At 69.6% G+C, this 18,394-nt stretch carries 15 protein-coding genes; 5 read left to right on the top strand and 10 right to left on the bottom strand.

Annotated elements, in window-relative coordinates:
* Positions 1-9 precede the first annotated feature (9 nt).
* On the bottom strand, positions 10-942 hold the full coding sequence (locus IF06_RS0128725) for a carbohydrate ABC transporter permease (protein ID WP_013476096.1): 933 nt from the start codon (positions 940-942) through the stop codon (positions 10-12).
* Positions 943-1,006: 64 nt separating this feature from the next.
* The gene (locus IF06_RS0128720; protein WP_030274735.1) at positions 1,007-2,278 is read right to left on the bottom strand and encodes an extracellular solute-binding protein; all 1,272 of its coding nucleotides are present in this window, start codon (positions 2,276-2,278) and stop codon (positions 1,007-1,009) included.
* A gap of 287 nt (positions 2,279-2,565) precedes the next feature.
* Here IF06_RS0128720 and IF06_RS0128710 point away from each other — a divergent pair, with 287 nt between their 5' ends.
* Entirely contained in the window at positions 2,566-3,561 is a 996-nt protein-coding gene (locus IF06_RS0128710; RefSeq protein ID WP_232236787.1) for a LacI family DNA-binding transcriptional regulator, read from the top strand.
* Between the two features lie 1,036 nt (positions 3,562-4,597).
* Here the strand turns inward: IF06_RS0128710 and IF06_RS0128700 are convergent.
* The gene (locus tag IF06_RS0128700) at positions 4,598-4,867 is read right to left on the bottom strand and encodes a hypothetical protein (RefSeq protein ID WP_030274731.1); all 270 of its coding nucleotides are present in this window, start codon (positions 4,865-4,867) and stop codon (positions 4,598-4,600) included.
* A 293-nt stretch (positions 4,868-5,160) separates the two neighbouring features.
* On the opposite strand from IF06_RS0128700, the gene IF06_RS0128695 reads away from it, so the two are divergent.
* Positions 5,161-6,390, top strand: a complete 1,230-nt coding sequence (locus tag IF06_RS0128695) for a trypsin-like serine peptidase (protein ID WP_030274730.1) — start codon at positions 5,161-5,163, stop codon at positions 6,388-6,390.
* Positions 6,391-6,609: 219 nt separating this feature from the next.
* Positions 6,610-7,677 carry a glycoside hydrolase family 43 protein gene (locus IF06_RS0128685; RefSeq protein ID WP_069089513.1) on the top strand — a complete coding sequence of 356 codons (1,068 nt, stop codon included), beginning with the start codon at positions 6,610-6,612 and terminating at the stop codon, positions 7,675-7,677.
* Between the two features lie 324 nt (positions 7,678-8,001).
* Here the strand turns inward: IF06_RS0128685 and IF06_RS0128680 are convergent, their stop codons facing one another.
* Together IF06_RS0128680 and IF06_RS0128675 are read right to left on the bottom strand one after the other, a co-directional pair.
* Positions 8,002-8,352: a hypothetical protein gene (locus tag IF06_RS0128680; RefSeq protein WP_013476101.1), complete on the bottom strand. Its 351-nt coding sequence runs from the start codon at positions 8,350-8,352 to the stop codon at positions 8,002-8,004.
* Between the two features lie 302 nt (positions 8,353-8,654).
* The gene (locus IF06_RS0128675; RefSeq protein WP_030274728.1) at positions 8,655-10,193 is read right to left on the bottom strand and encodes a ricin-type beta-trefoil lectin domain protein; all 1,539 of its coding nucleotides are present in this window, start codon (positions 10,191-10,193) and stop codon (positions 8,655-8,657) included.
* Between the two features lie 357 nt (positions 10,194-10,550).
* On the opposite strand from IF06_RS0128675, the gene IF06_RS0128670 reads away from it, so the two are divergent.
* A complete protein-coding gene (locus IF06_RS0128670) occupies positions 10,551-11,081 on the top strand; it encodes a hypothetical protein (RefSeq protein ID WP_030274727.1) in 531 nt (176 codons plus the stop codon).
* A 214-nt stretch (positions 11,082-11,295) separates the two neighbouring features.
* Here the strand turns inward: IF06_RS0128670 and IF06_RS0128665 are convergent, their stop codons facing one another.
* From IF06_RS0128665 to IF06_RS0128635, 5 genes are all read right to left on the bottom strand, one after another.
* On the bottom strand, positions 11,296-12,327 hold the full coding sequence (locus IF06_RS0128665; RefSeq protein ID WP_030274725.1) for a methyltransferase: 1,032 nt from the start codon (positions 12,325-12,327) through the stop codon (positions 11,296-11,298).
* Positions 12,324-13,502 carry an aminotransferase class V-fold PLP-dependent enzyme gene (locus IF06_RS0128660; RefSeq protein WP_030274722.1) on the bottom strand — a complete coding sequence of 393 codons (1,179 nt, stop codon included), beginning with the start codon at positions 13,500-13,502 and terminating at the stop codon, positions 12,324-12,326. Before IF06_RS0128660 ends, IF06_RS0128665 begins: the two co-directional genes overlap by 4 nt.
* Entirely contained in the window at positions 13,499-14,776 is a 1,278-nt protein-coding gene (locus IF06_RS0128655; RefSeq protein WP_052166228.1) for a tryptophan 2,3-dioxygenase family protein, read from the bottom strand. The genes IF06_RS0128660 and IF06_RS0128655 overlap by 4 nt, the downstream gene beginning before the upstream one ends.
* 58 nt (positions 14,777-14,834) lie before the next feature.
* A complete protein-coding gene (locus IF06_RS0128650; RefSeq protein ID WP_030274719.1) occupies positions 14,835-15,539 on the bottom strand; it encodes a tryptophan 2,3-dioxygenase family protein in 705 nt (234 codons plus the stop codon).
* A gap of 758 nt (positions 15,540-16,297) precedes the next feature.
* Entirely contained in the window at positions 16,298-17,758 is a 1,461-nt protein-coding gene (locus IF06_RS0128635; RefSeq protein WP_030274717.1) for a PepSY-associated TM helix domain-containing protein, read from the bottom strand.
* Positions 17,759-17,928: 170 nt separating this feature from the next.
* On the opposite strand from IF06_RS0128635, the gene IF06_RS33335 reads away from it, so the two are divergent.
* Entirely contained in the window at positions 17,929-18,204 is a 276-nt protein-coding gene (locus tag IF06_RS33335) for a cation transporting ATPase C-terminal domain-containing protein (protein ID WP_082171463.1), read from the top strand.
* Positions 18,205-18,394 lie beyond the last annotated feature (190 nt).

Below are 18,394 nucleotides of genomic sequence, written 5' to 3'. Positions count from 1 at the left end.
GCGTCCTCCTCAGTCCTCGTCCTTGGCGATGCGCCGGGTGAGCAGGAAGTTGATGATCGCGAAGATGGCGATGACCAGACAGAGCGTCCAGGCGACCGCCGAGGCGTAACCGAAGCGGAACTCCCGGAACCCCTGCTCGTACATGAACAGGGCGACGGTCTGGAACTGCCGGTCGGAGCCGCCGGTGGGCGTCTGGGAGCTGGCGAACAGCAGGGGTTCGGCCATGATCTGCAGGCCGCCAATCGTCGAGATCACCGTGGTGAAGATGATCGTCGGCCGCAGCATCGGGACGGTGATCCGCCTGAACTGCTGACCCTGCGACGCGCCGTCGAGGTCGGCGGCCTCGTACAGGTGGTGCGGGATCGCCTGCATCGAGGCGAGGTAGATGAGGGCGTTGTAGCCGGTCCACCGCCAGGCGACGATGAACGAGATGGCCAGGTGGGAGCTCCAGGTGTTGGCCTGCCAGTCGATCGGGCCGATGCCGACGAGGCCGAGCGCCCAGTTGACCATGCCGAAGTCGCGGCCGAACAGCTGGGTGAAGACGATCGTCACCGCCACGATCGAGGTGACGTTGGGCAGCAGCACGCCCATCCGTAGCGCGGTGCGGGCCCGCAGCCGGTGGTTGAGCAGGTGGGCGATCCAGAGCGCGGCGAGCAGTTGCGGCACGGTGGACAGCACCCAGATGCTGAGTGTGTTGCCCAGGGCGTTCCAGAAGTACGCGTCCTGCAGCATCTCGCGGTAGTTCGCGAGGCCGACCCAGCGGTGCGACCCGGAGTCGAGCAGGTCCCAGTCATTGAACGAGACGTACGCCGTGTACAGCAGCGGGAACAGCCCGAACGCGCCGAACAGCAGGAAGAACGGGAGGATGTAGAGGTAGGGCGAGCCTTTGGTGTCGAGCCGGCTCAGGCCGGCCCGGCGGGCCTGGTGGAGGTAGGTGGCCATCGTCGATCCTTCGTCGCCGAGGGCCGCCGGCGGTCAGGGGCGACCGCCGGCGGCGCGGGTCGAGTTACTTGGCGAGGCGCTCGACGTCGCTGACCATCTGCTTCCAGGACTCGTCGGAGCTTTGCTTGCCCTGTTCGATGCGGACGAGGGCGTCGCGGATGGTGGTCTGCACATCCCCGGCTCGCGGGCCCTGGTGCTGGGGCTTGAGTTGCTTTGCCGCGGTGGTGAAGAGCTGGCCCACCGGGGCGTTGTTGAAGAAGGCGTCCTTGTACTGGGCAATGTCAGGCTTGTCGTACAGCGCCGGGATGGACGGCAGGTTGCCCCGCGCGGTGAACACCTTGGCCTGCTGTTCCGGGGCGGTCAGCCACGCCGCGAGCTTCTTGGCCTCCTCGATGTGCTTGCCCTGCTTGGGAACGGTGAGGTACGAGCCGCCCCAGTTGCCGCCGCCGCCCGGGACGCTCGCCACGTCCCACTTGCCGGCGGCATGCTTCGCCTGGTCCTTGATCTTGGCCATCATCCAGGCCGGGCACGCGATCGTGGCGAACTGGTCCTTCGCGAAGCCGTTGTTCCACTCCTGCGAGCTGCCGATCAGCCTGGCCGACAGGCTGCTCTGGATCGCCGTCACCGTCAGGTCCCAGGCCTTGCGGACATCGGGGTTGGTTCCCACGACGATGCCGTTGTCCTCGTTGTAGTACCCGACCGGGGCCTGGCCGATGATGGCGTTGAACAGTTGGCCTCCGCCATCGAAGAAGGCGCTGCCGGCCGGGGCCTTCGCCGCGTACCGCTTGCCGAACTCGATGTACTTGTCCCAGCCGCTGCCCCAGGCGGCCGACACCTGGTCGCGGTCGAACGGCATGCCGGCCTTCTCGAACAGGTCACGCCGATAGCAGATGGCCAGGCCGCCGACGTCGGTGCCGTACCCGATCTGCTTGCCGTCCTTGGCCAGCGACGCCGCCCACTTCCAGTCGAGGTACTCGGACTGGCGGTCCTTGCCCAGGTCGACGAAGAGGTTGCCCCGCTCGCGCATCTGCGCGATGAAGCCCGTGTCGACGCCCTCGATGTCGCCCGCGCCGGAGCCGGTGGCCAGGTGGGTGATCAGGTCGCGATGATGGTCGTTGTAGGCGGCCGTGTGCTCCTGGATCGTGATGTTCGGGTGCGACTTCTGGTACTCGTCGTACAGGTCCTGGTACCCGAAGTTGCCGAACAGATTGACGTTCAGGGTGATCTTTTCGTTGCCGCCGCCGGAGCTTTCGTCAGTGCCGGTGCCACACGCGGTCAGCAGTACTCCGGCGGCCAGGATGGCTGCCGTCAGTCGCAACAGTCGGTTTGGGTGCATACCAGGGAACCCTTTCGTGCGATCATGTAACCGGTTACTTGAAACCGGTTACATTGTCGGCGAAGCGATGGCGGTGGGGCGGGTGGAGTTGGATGAAGATCGGATGCTGGCCGAGTCGAGGGTGACCGCCGGTGAGCGCCTTTCCTGGGAAGTGTGAACGGTTTCGGCTAGGGGGTGTCAAGTTACGAAACGGTAACGGTCGATGCAGCTTGACCGGCGGACATCGCTGACGCTACGGTCGTGAAACCGGTTACAGATAAGGCACCACATTGACCACAATTAGGGAGTTGGCGCGCCGCTCCGGCGTGTCCGTCGCCACCGTGTCCCGCGTCTTCAACACCCCCGAGGTCGTCAGCCAGCACACCCGCCAGCGCATCCTCGACCTGGCCGCCGAGATCGGCTACCTGCCGAACGGGTCGGCCCGGACGCTCGCCACGAAGAAATCCAACATGGTGGGCCTGGTATGGGACACCGACCATCGCCGCCCTGGATGGCGCCACCCGTTCCTGCAGGAGATCCTCGTCGCGCTCAAGACGGCGCTCAGCGCGCACGGGCTGAACCTGCTCATGCTCGCCGGCCACGACGCGGCGGGGCCCGACGACGGGCAGCGATACGTGCGCGCCGTCCGCCAGCACAATCTCGACGGCGCCGTCATCATCGACAACGGCACCCGGGATCCAGCCGTGCTCGCCCTCGTCGAAGCCCAGGTGCCGTGCGTCGCTCTCGACCTGCGGGTCGACGGCCCGACGTCGACCTACATCACCTCGGACAATGCCGGCGGCGCGGCGCTCGCCGTGCGCCACCTCGTCGAACGCGGCCACCGGCACATCGCCACCATCACCGGCCCGCTGCGAACCTGGCCGGGAGCCGAACGGCTCGTCGGCTTCCGGGCCGCTCTGGCCGGGGCCGGCCTGCCGCTCGCCGACAGCCACGTCATCGAGGGAGACTTCTATCTCGACGGCGGTCACGCCGCGATGAACCGGCTGCTCGCCCTCGACGACCGCCCTACCGCAGTGTTCGTCGCCGGTGACGAGATGGCTGTCGGCGCGATGCGTGCGGCCCAGGCGGCCGGCCTACGGATCCCCGACGACATTGCGATTATCGGCTTCGACGACATCGAAGTGGCCGCGCTGATCCCGCCCGGGCTCAGCACCGTCGCCCAAAACAAGCCCGGCTTCGGCACGGCCGCCGCCGAGGCGCTGGTCGCCATGCTGCACGGCGGCGACGACCCGCCCAAGCCGACCGTGTTGCCGACGACGCTGGTCGTCCGCGGCTCCACCTGACCCGAACCGCGCGACGTCGGCGCCGTCCCGCTCTGGATCGTGCTACTGCTCGCGGTTGCTGTTGCCGGAGCCGCTGTCACCGCCCCCGCAACCGGGCCTGCCTCGAGCGTCACACCCGTGCCTGGGCGAGGTCGCGGCCGGCGGTGGCTCGAATGATCCGGGGCCAGGTCCATGCGGCGCGCAGGATGAAGGCCAGAGGAGCGGGTCCCACAGTTCGAAGTCTTGATGGCGGCCATCGGGCGATGGAGCGACTGGGTCTCGTCGCCCGCCCGAAGTGGTCACCGAGGCCGGGCAGAACGGAAGGCTTTGGCCTGCGGTGATGTGGGCGATGAATCCGGTGTGACCTCCCAGAGAACTCCGGAGTGGTCACGCGCATCGCTCCCCGCTTGACTGGTGTCGGCTGTTGTCTCGAAGCTCGCTGACGTCAGCCAACAGGGCTTCGTCGCGTCACCGCATGGCACGGATGCCATCGCGGTGACGTCGGCATGCATCCCGGGGCTGAGACTCGAATCCCACCCGAAGCCTGCTGACCAGGGCATCGTGCTCGGTGACCTCTTCGGCGAGCCCGAAGGTTCATGCAGCCGGGTTTCCTGACCGACGCGACGCTGTCCGGGCGGGAGGTCAGCTAGACCTCGGGTCCCTAAAGTCTCTGCTGCCGCGCAGATGGTCAGCCGGTGCTCTCAGGCACGGGTGCGGATGGCCCTGACACTTGCCATCACTTCCGAGGCCGCGATTGCAGGGGTTGGGATGGATCGGGGAGACAGACGCACACGCGGAGCGGCTCGGGCTCTTCCGGGCCGAGTACGGCCACCGGTTCGGCGTGCCGGCCGAGGCCGCAACGGAGACGTAGCGGGTGCCACTCAGGTCGGCCGCACCAGCTACCGCCTCGAAGATCCCGGCTAGGCCCAGCAAGACAGCCGCCAGTCGTAGGCCACGACCTGCTGACCTGGCAGGTCAGCGACAACGGGCCCGGGCTGGGTGAGATCTGAGCCGCGGCCCGCCGAACCAGTTGGGCCGCCGTTCGGCGTTCATGCGCTCACCACGCCATCGCGATGATCATCTGCTCGGCAGAAGGTTGGCCATCTCGGTCTGGAGCCAGCCCAGCATTGCCCCCGTGTTCTCCTCCCTGGGTCCGACGTTCGGGCCACGAGTCGCGCAACGCCGCGTCGACCTGCGGCCAGTCGGGCATGGATGCACCGGGGTGGGTGTCCACCGCCCCGGTCAGCGGCAACGCGAAGGAATTCTCCTGCCCCTCGACCCTCGCCATGACCTCCGGAACGACCGCGATGCCCGAGGGCGTGGTCATCGATCGACCTGCGGTCGTCACATCCGACTGAAGCTGTCGATGCCTCCGTCCGCAGCCGCAGGAGGGCCGGGGCGTTACGCCATCTCGGCATCCCCACGGACCCGCGGGGGGCGGGCGACCGTGCGGCGCTCCGGCCTCGCTGCCGGGCCGGCCGTCGAAGGCGAGCGGACGGGCGCGGGCAGCCGTTCGATTTGGCGGTACCGCATCCCGCCATCAATCGATACTCTTCTATAAAAGCTCGTGCGAGGGAGCCCGTCGGAACGGCATCCGCCGTTCCTCGGAAAGGAGTGCGGATGAGACACATGTTGCGGCGCGGTGCGCGATACGCGGCGGTAGTGCTCGGCGTGTGGGCGCTCGGGGTGAGCATGCTGCCCGCGTCCGCCTCCGGGGCGAATCCGGCCCGGCCGGTGGCTCCGGCGTCGGTCCGGGCGCCGGAGGCTGCACAGTTCTCCGCCGAAGGCGTCACCACGGTGGGTGAGCTGCGCACACTCGACACCACCCGCACCGCCGACCGGCCGGGTGCGCGTCAGCTCATCCGGCATCCCGGCGCCACGTACATCAAGGTCCACTTCAGCGCACTGCGGCTGAACGAGGGGGACTACGTCACGGTGTCCAGCCCGGATGGCCGGGAGACCTACCGGTACGACCGGAGCCTCGACCGGACGACCGGCTCGGACTACACCACCGACGGCGGGCCGGGCTTCTGGGCGATGTCCGTGACGGGGGATACCGCCGTGGTGACGCTGCACAGCGCGCGGCCCGCTCGCGCGGTCGTCGACATCGACCGGTTCTGGCGAGGGTACGACCAGGCCGAGATCGCCCAGCACAACTTCTCGACCACGTCCGTCTGTAGCACCGACGCCCGCCGGGACGTGGTCTGCTACCAGAGCACACACCCCACCGAGTACGCCCGGGGCCGGGCGGTGGCACGGTTGCTCATCGGTGGCGGCGGACTGTGCACCACCTGGCGGGTCGGGAACACCAACCGGATGCTGACCAACAAGCACTGCTTCTCGACCCAGTCCGCGGTCAGCGCCAGCGAGGCGCAGTTCAACTACCAGTGCGCCACCTGCGGTGGCAGCAACCCCGGCCCGGGCACGAAGGTGAGCGGTGCGACCCTCTACCGGGTGAGCAGCGGTGGCTCGGGTGAACTGGACTACGCGCTCTACTCGGTGAACAATTTCGCCGCGATCCAGGGGTTCGGCACGCTCTACCTGAGGACGACCGCGACCAGCACCGGCACCCGGATGTACGTGCCCGGGCACGGTGATGGCAGCCCGAAGCGACTGTCGATCTACGAGGACACGCAGAACGGTGGTGTCTGCACGGTGCGCAACGCGAACTACAACACCTGGAACATCAGTTACAGCTGCGACACCTCGGGCGGCAACTCGGGTTCCCCGGTACTCGACGCCAGTCACCGCGTCATCGCCCTGCACCACCTCGGTGGGTGCCCGTCCAACCAGGGGGCGAAGGCACACCTGATCTACAACGAGATCGCCGGGCTGATCGACAACGGCTGACGGGCGCTTGCCGGTGGCTCGCCGACCGCACCCGGCGGCCGGGCCACCGGCGCGTCGCGGTCGCCACGCGCCGGCCGACGGTCGGTCCGTTGCCCCCCACCCGCACTCGACCCGAGTCGTTGGTTGACACGACGAGCGTCGATTGGTCAGTCTGGGAGAGCGCTCTTGCGCGCCGGGAGGTCAGCCGCCTCTCGTTTCTAGCGGGAACCGGTCGATGCCATGAGACGGCAGCGGATGCTCGGCAAGCTCCTCGTCGCCGTCCTGCTCGCCGCGGCCGGCTTGTGGCAGGTGGGGTTCGTCTACTCGCCGGCCGAAGCCGCGCAGAGCATCCGTGCGGCGGATCCCAGTGTCATCCGGGTCGGCGGCACCTACATCTCCACCCAGTCGGTCGGTGACGGCATCGCCGTTCGTCAAGCCTCGTCACCCGACCAGTTGAGCGGGGCGGTTCAGCGCCAGGTGTGGACGGACACCCGGGGCCGCGGCGGCGTCTGGGCACCGGAGATCGTCCTCGACGGTGGACGCTACTACATCTACTTCGCGCTGGGCGCGGGCAGCAGTCGCCGCACGTTCGTGATCAGCTCGACGTCGCCGGACGGTGGGTACACTGCCGAGCAGAAACTGGCCCTGCCGGACGACAAGTGGGCGATCGACGGGTCGTTGTTCACGTTCAACGGACAGCGCTGGTTCGTCTGGTCCGGATGGGCCGGTGACACCAACGTCGAGCAGAACATCTACCTCGCCAGGATGAGCAGCCCGACCACGCCGGTCGGGGCGCGCTACGTCATCTCCCAACCCCGGGAGCCGTGGGAGCGGGTGGTCGGCAACCCGTTCATCAACGAGGGGCCGGAGCCGATTCGAGACCCGAATGGCCAGTTGCACATCGTCTACTCCGCCAACGGCAGCTGGAGCGACCAGTACTGTCTCGCGGACCTGCGACTGCGGGCCGGAGGCGACCCGACGTACGTGTGGGACTGGTACAAGTCCAACGGCTGCCTGTTCGGCTCGAACCGGTCCACCATGATGTCCGGCTGGGATCCGACCCTCTACGTCAACGGCCCCGGGCATCACACCTTCGTGCTGCTGCATGGCGACATCGCCACGAGCCCACCGGCCGGGCCGCGATTCCCGCTGATGTTCCACGCGGTGCCGAAGGGAACGCCCTACACCTGGAGCAACCGGTTCTGGTACACCGGCACGTTCTGCTGGTGGGGCAACACCACCTACCGGCGGGCTAACGTCCCCGGCCCGAACACCGACACCGGCTGGAGCCTGAAGTTTTTCGAGTAGCGGCCGGTAGGGGGACCACACGGGCGGCGGACAGCGCGGACGCCACTCGTCCGCGTGTCGGCATCCGGGCCCGCCCGGTGGCGTGCAACAGGAGCGTGCCGGGGCGGGAGGGAACGGGCCCCGGCCAGCCGGAAGGCCGCCGCCACGTGGCCAAGCTCCACCTCGCCCAGCGGCGAGTCGGTTTCGGCTGCGGTGAGGATATCGAGGGCACGTGTGCCGGCTCGTGGTGAGCCATCGTCCCTCTTCGAGGGCGGGCGCCGGTGCCGGGGCCCCACGGCATGCGGAACTGGCGTCGCGCGTGTGTCCGGTCCACCCCGCGCAGGGTCAGCCGGCGACCTGGTCGAGCAGTTGCAGCAGGTCGTGCGCGGCCAGTTCGACGTCTTTGTGCCGCCACTCCGAGGCGCGGTAGACGCACGCGACCAGACCGGACCGGTGGACGCGGCGGAAGTCGCCGTAGGCGAAGGCGTACCGGGCCTTCGTCTCCTCGTTCGCACCCTCGGTACGGCCAAGGAACCATTCGCCATACTCGCGCCACGAGTGCTTGTCGAGGTAGCCGTTCTCGTCGGTGGCCCGGGGCTGGACAACGCCCCAGTCACTGTCGAGCACGTACTGGCGCGCTTCGATGAGCCGCCGGGCGCGGACGACAGCCGCCTGATCCACCGAGTACGAGGCCATGCCCGGCAGTATTCCCCGGCGAACGATCCGCCATGCCTACCGAGGTGGCCTCCAGGGTCCGGTCCGGCCATCCTGACTGGCGGAGTAGCGGGTCCGCCTCGGCGGGCTCGTCGGTCCGCCGGGGCCGTCGGTCACCGTGGGCGCAGCGCGGAACCGGCTCGCCAGCACCCCGCGACGAGGGTGATCGGCGCACCGTCCGACACCGGTCACTGCCGGCGACGGCCGCACCTGAGCTGGCACGTCCCGGAGCGACACGGCGCACCTCGGACCGCCCCGGGCGGGACGCCGTGTCAGGCCTCGGATCAGCCGGAGCGCCACTTCTGGTTGGCGGTGCCGGCGCACTCCCAGAGTTGCAACCGCGCACCGTCGTTGCCGTTCCAGTCCTTGATGTCGACGCACTTGTTGGCCTGCGGGTTGACCAGGTCGCCGGCGGCGGACAGCACGAACTGCTGGGCCGGGTTGCCGCTGCAGGTGGCGATCTGGATGACCGCTCCGTTGTCCCGGGAGCCCCAGGCGACATCCATGCACATGTTGTTCTGCGTGCGCAGGCTGCCGCCGGTGAACGTCCACGCCTGCGCGGCCGTGCCGTTGCAGTTCCACGCCTGCAGCGGGACCCCGTCGGAGAAGTTCGAGTTCGGCACATCGACGCACTTGTTGTTCCAGTTGCTGATGATCCGGGTGCCGGAGCCGCCCCCGCCGGTGGTGACCAGACTGAGTCCGAAGACACCGAGGATCTCGTTGACCGGCTGGAACCACATGGTGCCGCCGGTGGTGCAGTTGCCGGATCCGCCGGAGGTGACTCCCTGGGCCTGGTCGCCGGAGAGCCAGGCGCCGCCGGAGTCGCCGCCCTCGGCGCAGGCGTTGCTGCGGCTGAGCCCGTAGACCGCGCCCTGCGCGTAGTTGACCGTCTCCTCCCGGCCCAGCAGTACGCCGCACCGCCAGCCGGTCGTGCGTCCCGACCGGCACACGGAACTGCCGATCACCGCGTCCCGGGACCCGGCGACGGGAGCATTGCCGCCGGCGTAGTTGTTCACCCAGGGCCGCGGCGTCCAGTCGGCGTTGGTGCGGACCCAGGCGTAGTCGTTGCCCGGGAACGACGAGCCGGCGAAGGTGCCCTGGGCTGCGTTATTGAAGCCGCGGGTGGGGCTGCCGGCGGCTCCGCAGTGCCCTGCGGTGACGAACCCGCCGACCACGGCGAAGCCGACGGAGCAGAGTACGTTGCCGTTGATGACGAACTGGTCGCCGCCGCGGATGTCGTACATCGGGCGCGGCGCGTCGGGCGCAGGCGCGTAGCGAACGAGCGCGTCGGCGAGGCCGGCGCCGCGCACGAACGCTCGGCCGGTGCGTTCCTGTCCCGGTGCCACCCGCACCACCACCTGGTTGGCGGCGACGTCCACGTACCAGCCGCGGACGGCGGCCCCGGGCGGTTGACCGGCGGCGCTCCGGTCCAGGGCGGTACGCGCCGATGTCAGGCTCGTGAGCGTCCGAGGGACGAGCCTGGGCCGGGCTCCCTCGGCCCGCACCGCGTCGGCCGCGGAGGCGTCGGTGACGGCGACCGTGAGCGGGCCGTCCGTCTCCAGCCACGAGCCGGCGTACCCGGTGCCGAGGCGCCCGCGCAGCCGTCGGTCGACCAACGCCGCGGCGGCCTCGGCCGCGAGCCGGGCGGTGAGTTGGTCGTCGGTCAGGTGCAGGTCGCGGCGCATCGCGGCGGCCATGCCGAGCGGCAGGCCGGCCACGGCCGGCCGTGCTTCGGAATGGTGGGCGATGTGAGCCGCCGCGGGGACGGCCGGGACAGACAGGCCGAGCATCGCAGCGGTGAGCAGCGCAGTTGTCTTGATCATCGAACTCCTTCCGGTTGTTCGTGACGCACCGGAGGCGGCGCGGGAGAGCGCTCTCAGCCTGAAACCGTAAACAATCCTTGTCAATAGATTGAACTCGATTTATTCCCTAGTTGAGCGGCCGTCGCGCCCGTCTCGGCGGATCGACGGGACGAGCGCCGGTCACCACCCGGACGTCAGCGGGAGCTCCACGTCTGGTCGGACTGGCGGTTGCCCGAGTCCCATATGGCCGACCGGGGTGCCGTCCACCGTGACGCACTGGTGCGGGCCGTCCTGGTCGTGTTTCCTAGGCGACATTGCGTCGTGGCGCCTGTGCGGGCACCGCTCGGAGCGGTGGTCATCGGCACCTAGACTGCGCCGATGGATGCTGAATTCGCGGCCAACGCCGCGGCCACCGCCGCGATTTTCGGGGTCTTCGGGATCGTCTGGTTCGGCTGGGCGCAGGAGGCACCGCCCAGGGCGTGGCGTCCGTGGCTCGGCATCGGTTCGGTGTTGTCTCTGGTCGCAGCGATCATCGGCGGCATCGTCACCGCACGCACCTGGGACAAGGGCAGTTCCGTGGACGAGAGGACGGGGCCGGTCTTCGGGGTGATCGTCCTGATCGAGGTGGTCCTCTGTGCCGTCGGCGCGATCTGGCTCCGGCGCGCCGGCCGCACCTCCCTGGTTCCGGTTTGGATCGCCCTGATCGTCGGCCTGCACTTCTTCCCCCTAGCGCCGCTTCTGGGGTATCCGGCCCTCGCGATCTGGGCCGCGCTCGTCACCCTGGTCGCGCTCGTCAGCGTCCCTGTCGCCCGACGGTGCGACTTCACCCCCAGCGCCGTCGTCGGTGCCGGCACGGGTGTGGCCCTCCTGGCCGGAGCGGCGACCGCACTGGTGCACGCGCTCACCTAGGTGTATTGCCGGAGTCGCTGGTGCCGCACAGCGCTGGGACGTGTCTGACCGACGGCGACACGGTGGGCGGTGCGCGACGCCGAGCTCCGCGCCGATGCGCCGGACGGATCGGCCGTCACGGCCGCAGGGACGGGCGCGCCGGCCGGCAACGGTGAGCCCGGGACGACTTGCGGCGGGTGCGGCTACGCCCGCACCGTCACGCCGGCTGGGCGGGTCACGCTTCGGCCACCGGTTTGTGCCCGCAGGCCAGCTCCCAGCCGCCGGGCAGCACGGCCACCCGGTCGAAGCCGACCTCCTTGAGCAGACTGGTGTAGAACTCCACCTCCCGCAGCCGACTGACGCAACTGTCGACCCCGATGAGGAAGTAGCTCCAGAAGAACTGCATCGCCAGGCGGTCTGGGGTGCGGAACTCCTCGCAGATCACCAGCAGCCCGCCCGGTTCGAGGGCCGCGTACGCCTTCTCGACCAGCCGGCGGGCGACGTCGTTCGGCCAGTCGTGCAGCACCCGGACGAATGCCATGGCGTCGTAGCCCGAGGGCAGCGGCTCGGCGAAGAAGTCGCCGCCGACGAAACCCAGCCTGTCGACATGCCCGGTGCGGGTCCGGGTCGCCTCCACCAGCGGAGCCACGGCCGGCAGGTTGTACACGTCGACCCGTAGCCCAGGCGCGTCGTCGAGGATGTGCGCGGCGAGCGTGCCGTCACCCCCGCCGATGTCCAGCAGACGGCGCCGGTCCGACCACAGCCGGCTGGCGTTGCGATGCATCGTCTCGATCACCGGACCGAGACCGACGGCCATGCTGCGCTCGAAGTCGGCGGTCTGTTCGTCGGTCTTCGGGGGCCAGGCGAAGTCGTCGTCGCTCATGCTCACCTCGCCGCGCAGGCTCTCGGCCAGCCGGCCGTGCAGCAACCGCCAGGGGTAACGGTCCCGGTCACGTTCGACAGCACCGGGGCCGACGACCGCCATGACGGCATCCCGGAGGCCGGGTACCGCACGGTACGTTGCCATCGCGATGTCGTCACCTGGCTCGCTGCGCTCAACGACACCGAGGCTTTCCAAGCAGTCGAGGAACTTGTAGAGCCGCAGGGGCCGCACGTCGAAGCGGGCGGCCAGCTCACCGAGGCTCGCCGGCCCGGGCTCCAAGGCGTCGAGCAGACCCGTGCCGAGCGCGGTCTCCAGCACGTCCATGGCCTTCGGCCCGTTGGCGAGCAGACTCATCAGCGCGCGTGGGGACAGCGTGACCTTCACCGTTTCAGCTCCTCTTCCAGGGCGTCCATGAACGTGTCGATCTCGTCGAGGGTGTTGTAGACGTGCGGGCCGACCCGCAGGTAGCCCCGCCAGCTGCAGACCATGTCGCGAGCGACCAACCGCCGCTTGACCGCCTCGCCGTCGGCGACGTCCAGGCACACGACGCCACCGCGCCGGTGCGGCTCGGTTGGGCTGACCACGTCGATGCCAGCCACCGCGGCCCGCTCCAGGATCCGCTGGGTGCAGGCGAGCGAGTGCCGTCGAATCGGGCCGGCACCTACCCCGGCCAGCAGATCCAGGCCGACCTGGGAGATCAACGAGGTCAGGGGGAACGGCGTCCCGCCGGCGAACCGTCGGGCCCCACCGGCCCAGCCTGTCGACGGCTGGAATGTGAAGGCCCGGTCACCGGCCTGCCAGCCGGTCGCCGCTGGCTCCAGCTGCGGCACCAGACCCGGGCGCACGTAGAGGAAGGCAGTGCCGACTCCGCAGAGCCACTTGTGCGCGCCGCCGAGAACCACGTCGACGCCGAGCGCCGTCACGTCCATCGGCATGACCCCTACGCTCTGGAAGGCATCAACGACCACCAGCGCGCCGACGTCGTGGGCGCGCCGCACCAGCCGGGGCAGGTCGACGGTGGCCCCCGAGGAGAAGCTGGCGTGCGGGATGCACACCAGCAGCGTGCGTTCGTCGATCCGTGCCTCGACGGCGTCCTCGTCGAACCGCGGGCCGCCCGAGCCGACCACGTCGAGCCGGGCGCCGTACCGACGGAACGCGTTCCAGATGAACGGCACCGTCGGATACTCCAGATCGGTGGTGACGATCCGGTTCCGCGGCGGACGATAGTCGAAACAGGACGCTACCCGGGCGAGCAGCGTGCTCAGGTTCGCGTCGGTGACCACGCTGCCCGCCGGTGCGCCGATGAACGCGGCGACGGAGTCGGCGTACCGGTCGAGGCCGGCGTGCCAGTCCTGCCAGACCTCGTCCCGCCAGTTCCGCAGCGTCCGCCAGTAGCCGGTGAGCACCTGTTCCGCGCCCCGCGGCACCGCGCCCGTCGAGTTGTTGTTCAGGTAGACGCCGGTGCTCAGCAGGGGGAACTCGGCGCGCAGCGCGGCGTGCGCGCTGGCGTCGAGGCACTCGGGCGTATCGAGGTCGGAGTTCCGGTGCGGTGGGCTCACTCAGGGCTGCCTCTGGTCGGCTCGATGGGGGACGGGGGGCGGGGCTCGCAGGCGACGGAGGTGAAGACCGGGATGGATCGGGCGGCGGCCAGATAGGGCGTGCCCTCCGTGTAGCCGGTGCCGGCCCGCGGGCCGAGCATCCGGGTCGCGAGCCGGTGGTGCGTGCGCCGCCACTGGAATACCGCGGCGGCGAACGACCGCATCTCCTCCTCGACCCGCCCGCCTTCGGGCGCGGCGAGCAGGCCGTCACGCACCGCCGCCCGGAACGCGTCGTCGATCGACGGCTGGCCGGCGTGCACCAGCTCGCGCACCTCCGGGACCTGGTGGTACGCGGCCGAATCCAATCGCGACCCCTCGGGTGTGCGGCACAGCGACTCCATGAGCTTGTAGGAGCGGGACTGGATGGCGCTGGCCCCCGCGGTGTACTCCCGGAACGTCCGGAACGCCTCCGGCTGCATCGTCGCCAGCAGCGCGAACAGCGGCCCGGCGGCGGTGAGCTGCTGTCGGGCGTACGCCAGCCGTTCGGTCGCCCGCCCCGCCTGGCCGGCGGTCAGGGCGGCGATGGTGGCGCGCAGCTCCTCGGCGACCCCCGCGAAGAGGCATTCGTACGACTGGAGCACCCGGATGAACAGGTACTCGTCGTGCGACACATGGACCGGCAGCATGCTCAGCCGCAGGACCAACTCGCCGGCGGGATCGGCGTCGGCGGCGACGGCCCGCAGCTCGTCCGGGGTCGCCACAGCTTCCCGGCCGGGGACCATCCCGGCGATGCCCAGCCGGGCGAGAGCGGGTGACACGGCCCGTACGCCGAGCCGGTAGCGCTTGGACACCACGTCCCGGCTCGGGCGCCGCTCGGGCAGCAGGTCGGTGGCACCGGAGGCGGCGGTCAACTCGAAGGCCAGCACGTCGGCGACCAGGCGAACGAGGAGCCGGTCCCGGTCCCGTCGCGCACCGAACGGGCCGGCGACGTCGCCCCCGCCGGGCAGCCGGAGCAGCCGCAGCGCAAGATAGCTGCGGTAGTCGTACCGGCCGTCCCACTTGTCGAGCGCGACGTCGAGGAAGTCACCCAGCAGCCGGGCCTGCGGCTCCCGCGCGGTCGCCGGCACCGTCAGCTGCGTACGGGCCTGGTCGAGCAGAGCCAGCACTTCCTTTTCGACGAAGTGTTTACCGACCCGGTGAAACTCCGCCAGCACGGCGGAGTACGGAAAACGGCAGGTCTGACCGCCGCCGGACAGCCAACTCGTCAGTTCGCGCACGAAACCGCACCTCGACATTTCGGTCGCTACGCAGGTGGGTGAGGAAAAATTGACAATTACTGGTGAACGAGGATTGTCAACGTTGGTCGGCCTGTGATTCGTTGGCGGATCCGTCGGAGGGCTTCAGGCGGGCCCGCCACAGTGCAGGGAAGAACCGGTGCCCGACGAGCTTGGCGAGCATCGTCGCCTCGGCGCCGCCGGGATCGTGGCCCCCGACGCGCAGAGCGACCCGGTAGTGCCGCATACGCCACAGCGACACCCGCTCGTCCCACTCGATGAGCGCCTCGGCGAGCCGCTGGACGGGGTCGGCGGGATCCGGCCGACCCAGTGCGGCCGGTTCAATTCCTCGGACTTCGAGGTGCTCGGCGAACGCCCGGCCGAGCTGCCGGCTCATAGCGTGGACCTGCCGCCATCCGGGTGACTCGGCCCCGGATCCCTTACCCAGCGCCGGTTGCATGGCCTGGAAGTCGGCCGGGGACAGGTGCCGGAACATCTCCAGCTGGTCGGTGACCAGTCGGATCCCCAACGTCGCCCGGGTTAGCAGCGACTCGGTCACCGCCAGCTCGCCGACGCGCAGCCGGGTGACCGCCTCGGCCAACTCGGCGGCGATGAGCTTCAGCCACAACTCGGTGGACTGGTGCACCACCTGGAAGAGCAACTCGTCGCGGTGCATCATCTCGTCCGGCCGTCGTTGCAGGGCGAGCAGCGTGTTCAGTCGCATGTAGCGCGCATAGTCCGTGGCGCCGTCGCCGGGCAGCACAGGTGAGTGGTCCTGCTTCACGGAATCGGTTCCCTTCGGTCGACGTCGCTGCATCGGAAACCGATGGTGCGACCATGCGTGCAGCGGACATTATGCAACGGCAAACGACAATGTGCTATATCTCAACCCGATCGATCTGAGAGCGTAAAACCTCCTTTCCGCCCTTGGAAACGGTCAGGCTGGGCAGGGCGAGATTTGGCCGTACGTGTGCGGTGGGTCGGCAGGCCGTCCACCGATGCAGCCGGGGAAAGGCTGCGATGTGGCCGGCCCGGGCGCGGGCGGGGTGGCGGCGCCCCTGCTGATCGGCCGCGAGGTGGACCTGCTCTGGCTGGGCCAGGTGCTCACCGGGCCTTCGGGCGCTGGTGCTCGTCGAGGTTAGGGCCGGCGCGGCAGGAGCCGGATTCGCGGTGCCACCTATGAACTCCCCGTCGAGTCTGGGCGCTACCGGCCGACGGCCGAGAACGGCACGACCACGACGGCGTGGACCGTCACGTCCGGCGCTGTCGCCCGCGCCGAGCCGCCGAAGGGGTCCTGCACGCCCGGAGGGATCGGGCAGTCCGTGCCGCGCCGACCCCTGCTGTTACTGCCGGAACATGGAGATCTGCATGATCACGCCCGACGACAAGATCTCGGTCTTCCTGCGGATCACCGGACAGAGCGGTTCGGAGATCACCGGGCCATTCCGCCGGTGACCGGCTCCCGGCCCCGCTGACCGACACGCGACCACCGCTGTCCGGCCGCCCCGCAGCGGTGGCGGCCGGACAGCGGTGCGGGGTCAGCTACCGGCCGGGGGCGGGTGAGACGGGTATCGGCCGGCGGCGCCGACGGGTGAGCATGCCGAGGGCGATGTCGATGAAGAGGAAGCCGAGCAGAGTGACGCCAAGCCAGGGCAGTACCCAACCGAGTGCCACGGTGACCGGTCCACCGAGCGGTAGCGCCCACCACGGAAGCCCTCGGACCCCACCTCGGGCGGGCGGCGCGCCGAGCGGTGCGCGGCGACCGGCGCGGGTGGGGCGGCGCTGCCACCACATGCGGTAGCCCCAGACGATGACGCAGAGCAGGCCGAGAGCGAGCGCGGCGAGCAGGATCTGATTGACCGGGCCGAACAGGATTCCCATGTGGGCTTGAATGCCGAGGCTGCTGAGCCGCGCGAGGATCGGCCAGTCGGCGAAGTCGCTGCGGTCGGTGACCGCGCCGGTGGTGGGGTCCACAGAGATCCGGTCCTTCGCGACCGGCCAGGTGTTGTCGACCTGGGCGACGGTCCATGCCTGGCCGGACTCCGCGGCAGGGCTGATCTCCACCGGCCCCGAGAGTCCGGCGCCGCGCGCGGAGGTCAGGACGATGTCGAAGGACGCCGGATTGTCCGCCGTGCCGGTCACCGCCCCACCGTGCTGGTGCCCACCACCACTAGCGGGCGGGGGCACGCCGTCGAGGGTGGTGGACAGTTCCGGAGTGCCGGCGCGCAGGACGTCCAGGCCGGCGCCGAAATTCGCGCCGGCGTACCGGGACCAGGTCAGGCCGGTGGCGGAGAGGAACAGCAGGCCGACCGCGAGCCAGACACCGGTGGTGGCGTGCCAGCCCCGCGTACGCCGGACTCCCTTGCGGGCGCTCAGGTCCGGTATGAGCAGGTGTGTCGTCCGGGCGCGGGTGGCGCTGCGACGGCGCCACCACAGGATGACGCCGCCGAGCACGAGGATCCACAGCCAACTGGCGGCGATTTCCGAGTAGTGCCGGCCGATCTCACCGAGGTGCAGATTGCGGTGCAGGTCGTCGAGCCAGGTGGTGGCCGGGGTGGAGCCGAACCAGGTGGTGAGCTGCCCGGTGACCTCGCCGGTGTACGGGTCGACGTAGACGGTGTGCTGCTTGTCGCCGAGTTTCTCGAGCGAGAACACCACCCGGGTGGTCCGGTCGCCTGCGCCGGGCGCCACGGTGGCGATGGTGCCGTCGGGGTGCGCGGCCCGTGCGGCGGTGACCTGTTGGGCGAGGGTCGTCGGCTGGTCGCCGACGGCGGCCACGGCCAGCTGGTCGCCGTAGAGGGCCTGGTCCAGCTGTGGGGTGATGGTGTACGCCAGGCCGGTCAGGGCGGCGACCAGGAGGAACGGGGCAACCAGGATGCCGGCGTAGAAGTGCAGCCGGGTCAGCAGCGCGGCAAAGGGCGTGGGCTCGCGACTCGAACGAGCGGTCTGCGCAGCGGCGGGAACATCCGGCGTGGGATCACCGGACAGGTCGGTGACGGACATCGACTACTCCGATCGGAAAGGAGATTTCTAGTTCGGGGTGGCTCGTGCCCGTCGAGCCCTGGGCTGCCCGGTTGCCGTCTCCCGGTCGAGTAGTCGGTCAGGTACGTCAGGAAGTTCCCGGCTGCCCGCGCACATCGTCGGCGTTGCCTCCGCTGTGATGCGGAGCCGCCATCGTTGCTTGTCAGGTCGGCACCGCGCTTGCCGTCCGCACTGACCGAGCCTCACTGCGCTCCATCGGCCTGGCGTCCAACCGGCTCCTGCTGTGGGGAATCGCGTTCGAACTCGCCTTCGCCGCCACCATCGTCACCGTGCCCCCGCTACAGGCGATCTTCGGCACCGCCGTGCCCGGCCCCGCCATCCTCGCCATCCTGATCGCCTTCCCGATACTCGTCTGGGCACCGGACGAGCTACGGCGCGCAGTGCTACGCCACCGCACCGGACGCTGACACCAGCTATCTGTGCTTTGTGCGGGCGATGGACCTGGGGAGATGAAGATCTTCTCCGGTATCGGCGGTAACAGCCGGTAATGGATGATCAATGAGCCATTTTCATCGTGACGGCGCAGGTCACGGGCGGTGTGGGAGGCCGGTGTCCAGGTAGGACGAGGCTCCCGGTAAGACAGCAATCGACCAAGAT

It is taken from the genome of Micromonospora globosa, assembly GCF_000717585.1.
Classification (GTDB): domain Bacteria; phylum Actinomycetota; class Actinomycetes; order Mycobacteriales; family Micromonosporaceae; genus Micromonospora; species Micromonospora aurantiaca.
This window is presented reverse-complemented; position numbering and strand designations above follow the sequence as displayed.

Coding starts and splice junctions, on each gene's coding strand:
- IF06_RS0128725 (WP_013476096.1), bottom strand. CDS start 942: ATGGCCACCTACCTCCACCAGGCCCGCCGGGCCGGCCTGAGCCGGCTC.
- IF06_RS0128720 (WP_030274735.1), bottom strand. CDS start 2,278: ATGCACCCAAACCGACTGTTGCGACTGACGGCAGCCATCCTGGCCGCC.
- IF06_RS0128700 (WP_030274731.1), bottom strand. CDS start 4,867: ATGACCACGCCCTCGGGCATCGCGGTCGTTCCGGAGGTCATGGCGAGG.
- IF06_RS0128695 (WP_030274730.1), top strand. CDS start 5,161: ATGAGACACATGTTGCGGCGCGGTGCGCGATACGCGGCGGTAGTGCTC.
- IF06_RS0128685 (WP_069089513.1), top strand. CDS start 6,610: ATGAGACGGCAGCGGATGCTCGGCAAGCTCCTCGTCGCCGTCCTGCTC.
- IF06_RS0128680 (WP_013476101.1), bottom strand. CDS start 8,352: ATGGCCTCGTACTCGGTGGATCAGGCGGCTGTCGTCCGCGCCCGGCGG.
- IF06_RS0128675 (WP_030274728.1), bottom strand. CDS start 10,193: ATGATCAAGACAACTGCGCTGCTCACCGCTGCGATGCTCGGCCTGTCT.
- IF06_RS0128670 (WP_030274727.1), top strand. CDS start 10,551: ATGGATGCTGAATTCGCGGCCAACGCCGCGGCCACCGCCGCGATTTTC.
- IF06_RS0128655 (WP_052166228.1), bottom strand. CDS start 14,776: ATGTCGAGGTGCGGTTTCGTGCGCGAACTGACGAGTTGGCTGTCCGGC.
- IF06_RS0128635 (WP_030274717.1), bottom strand. CDS start 17,758: ATGTCCGTCACCGACCTGTCCGGTGATCCCACGCCGGATGTTCCCGCC.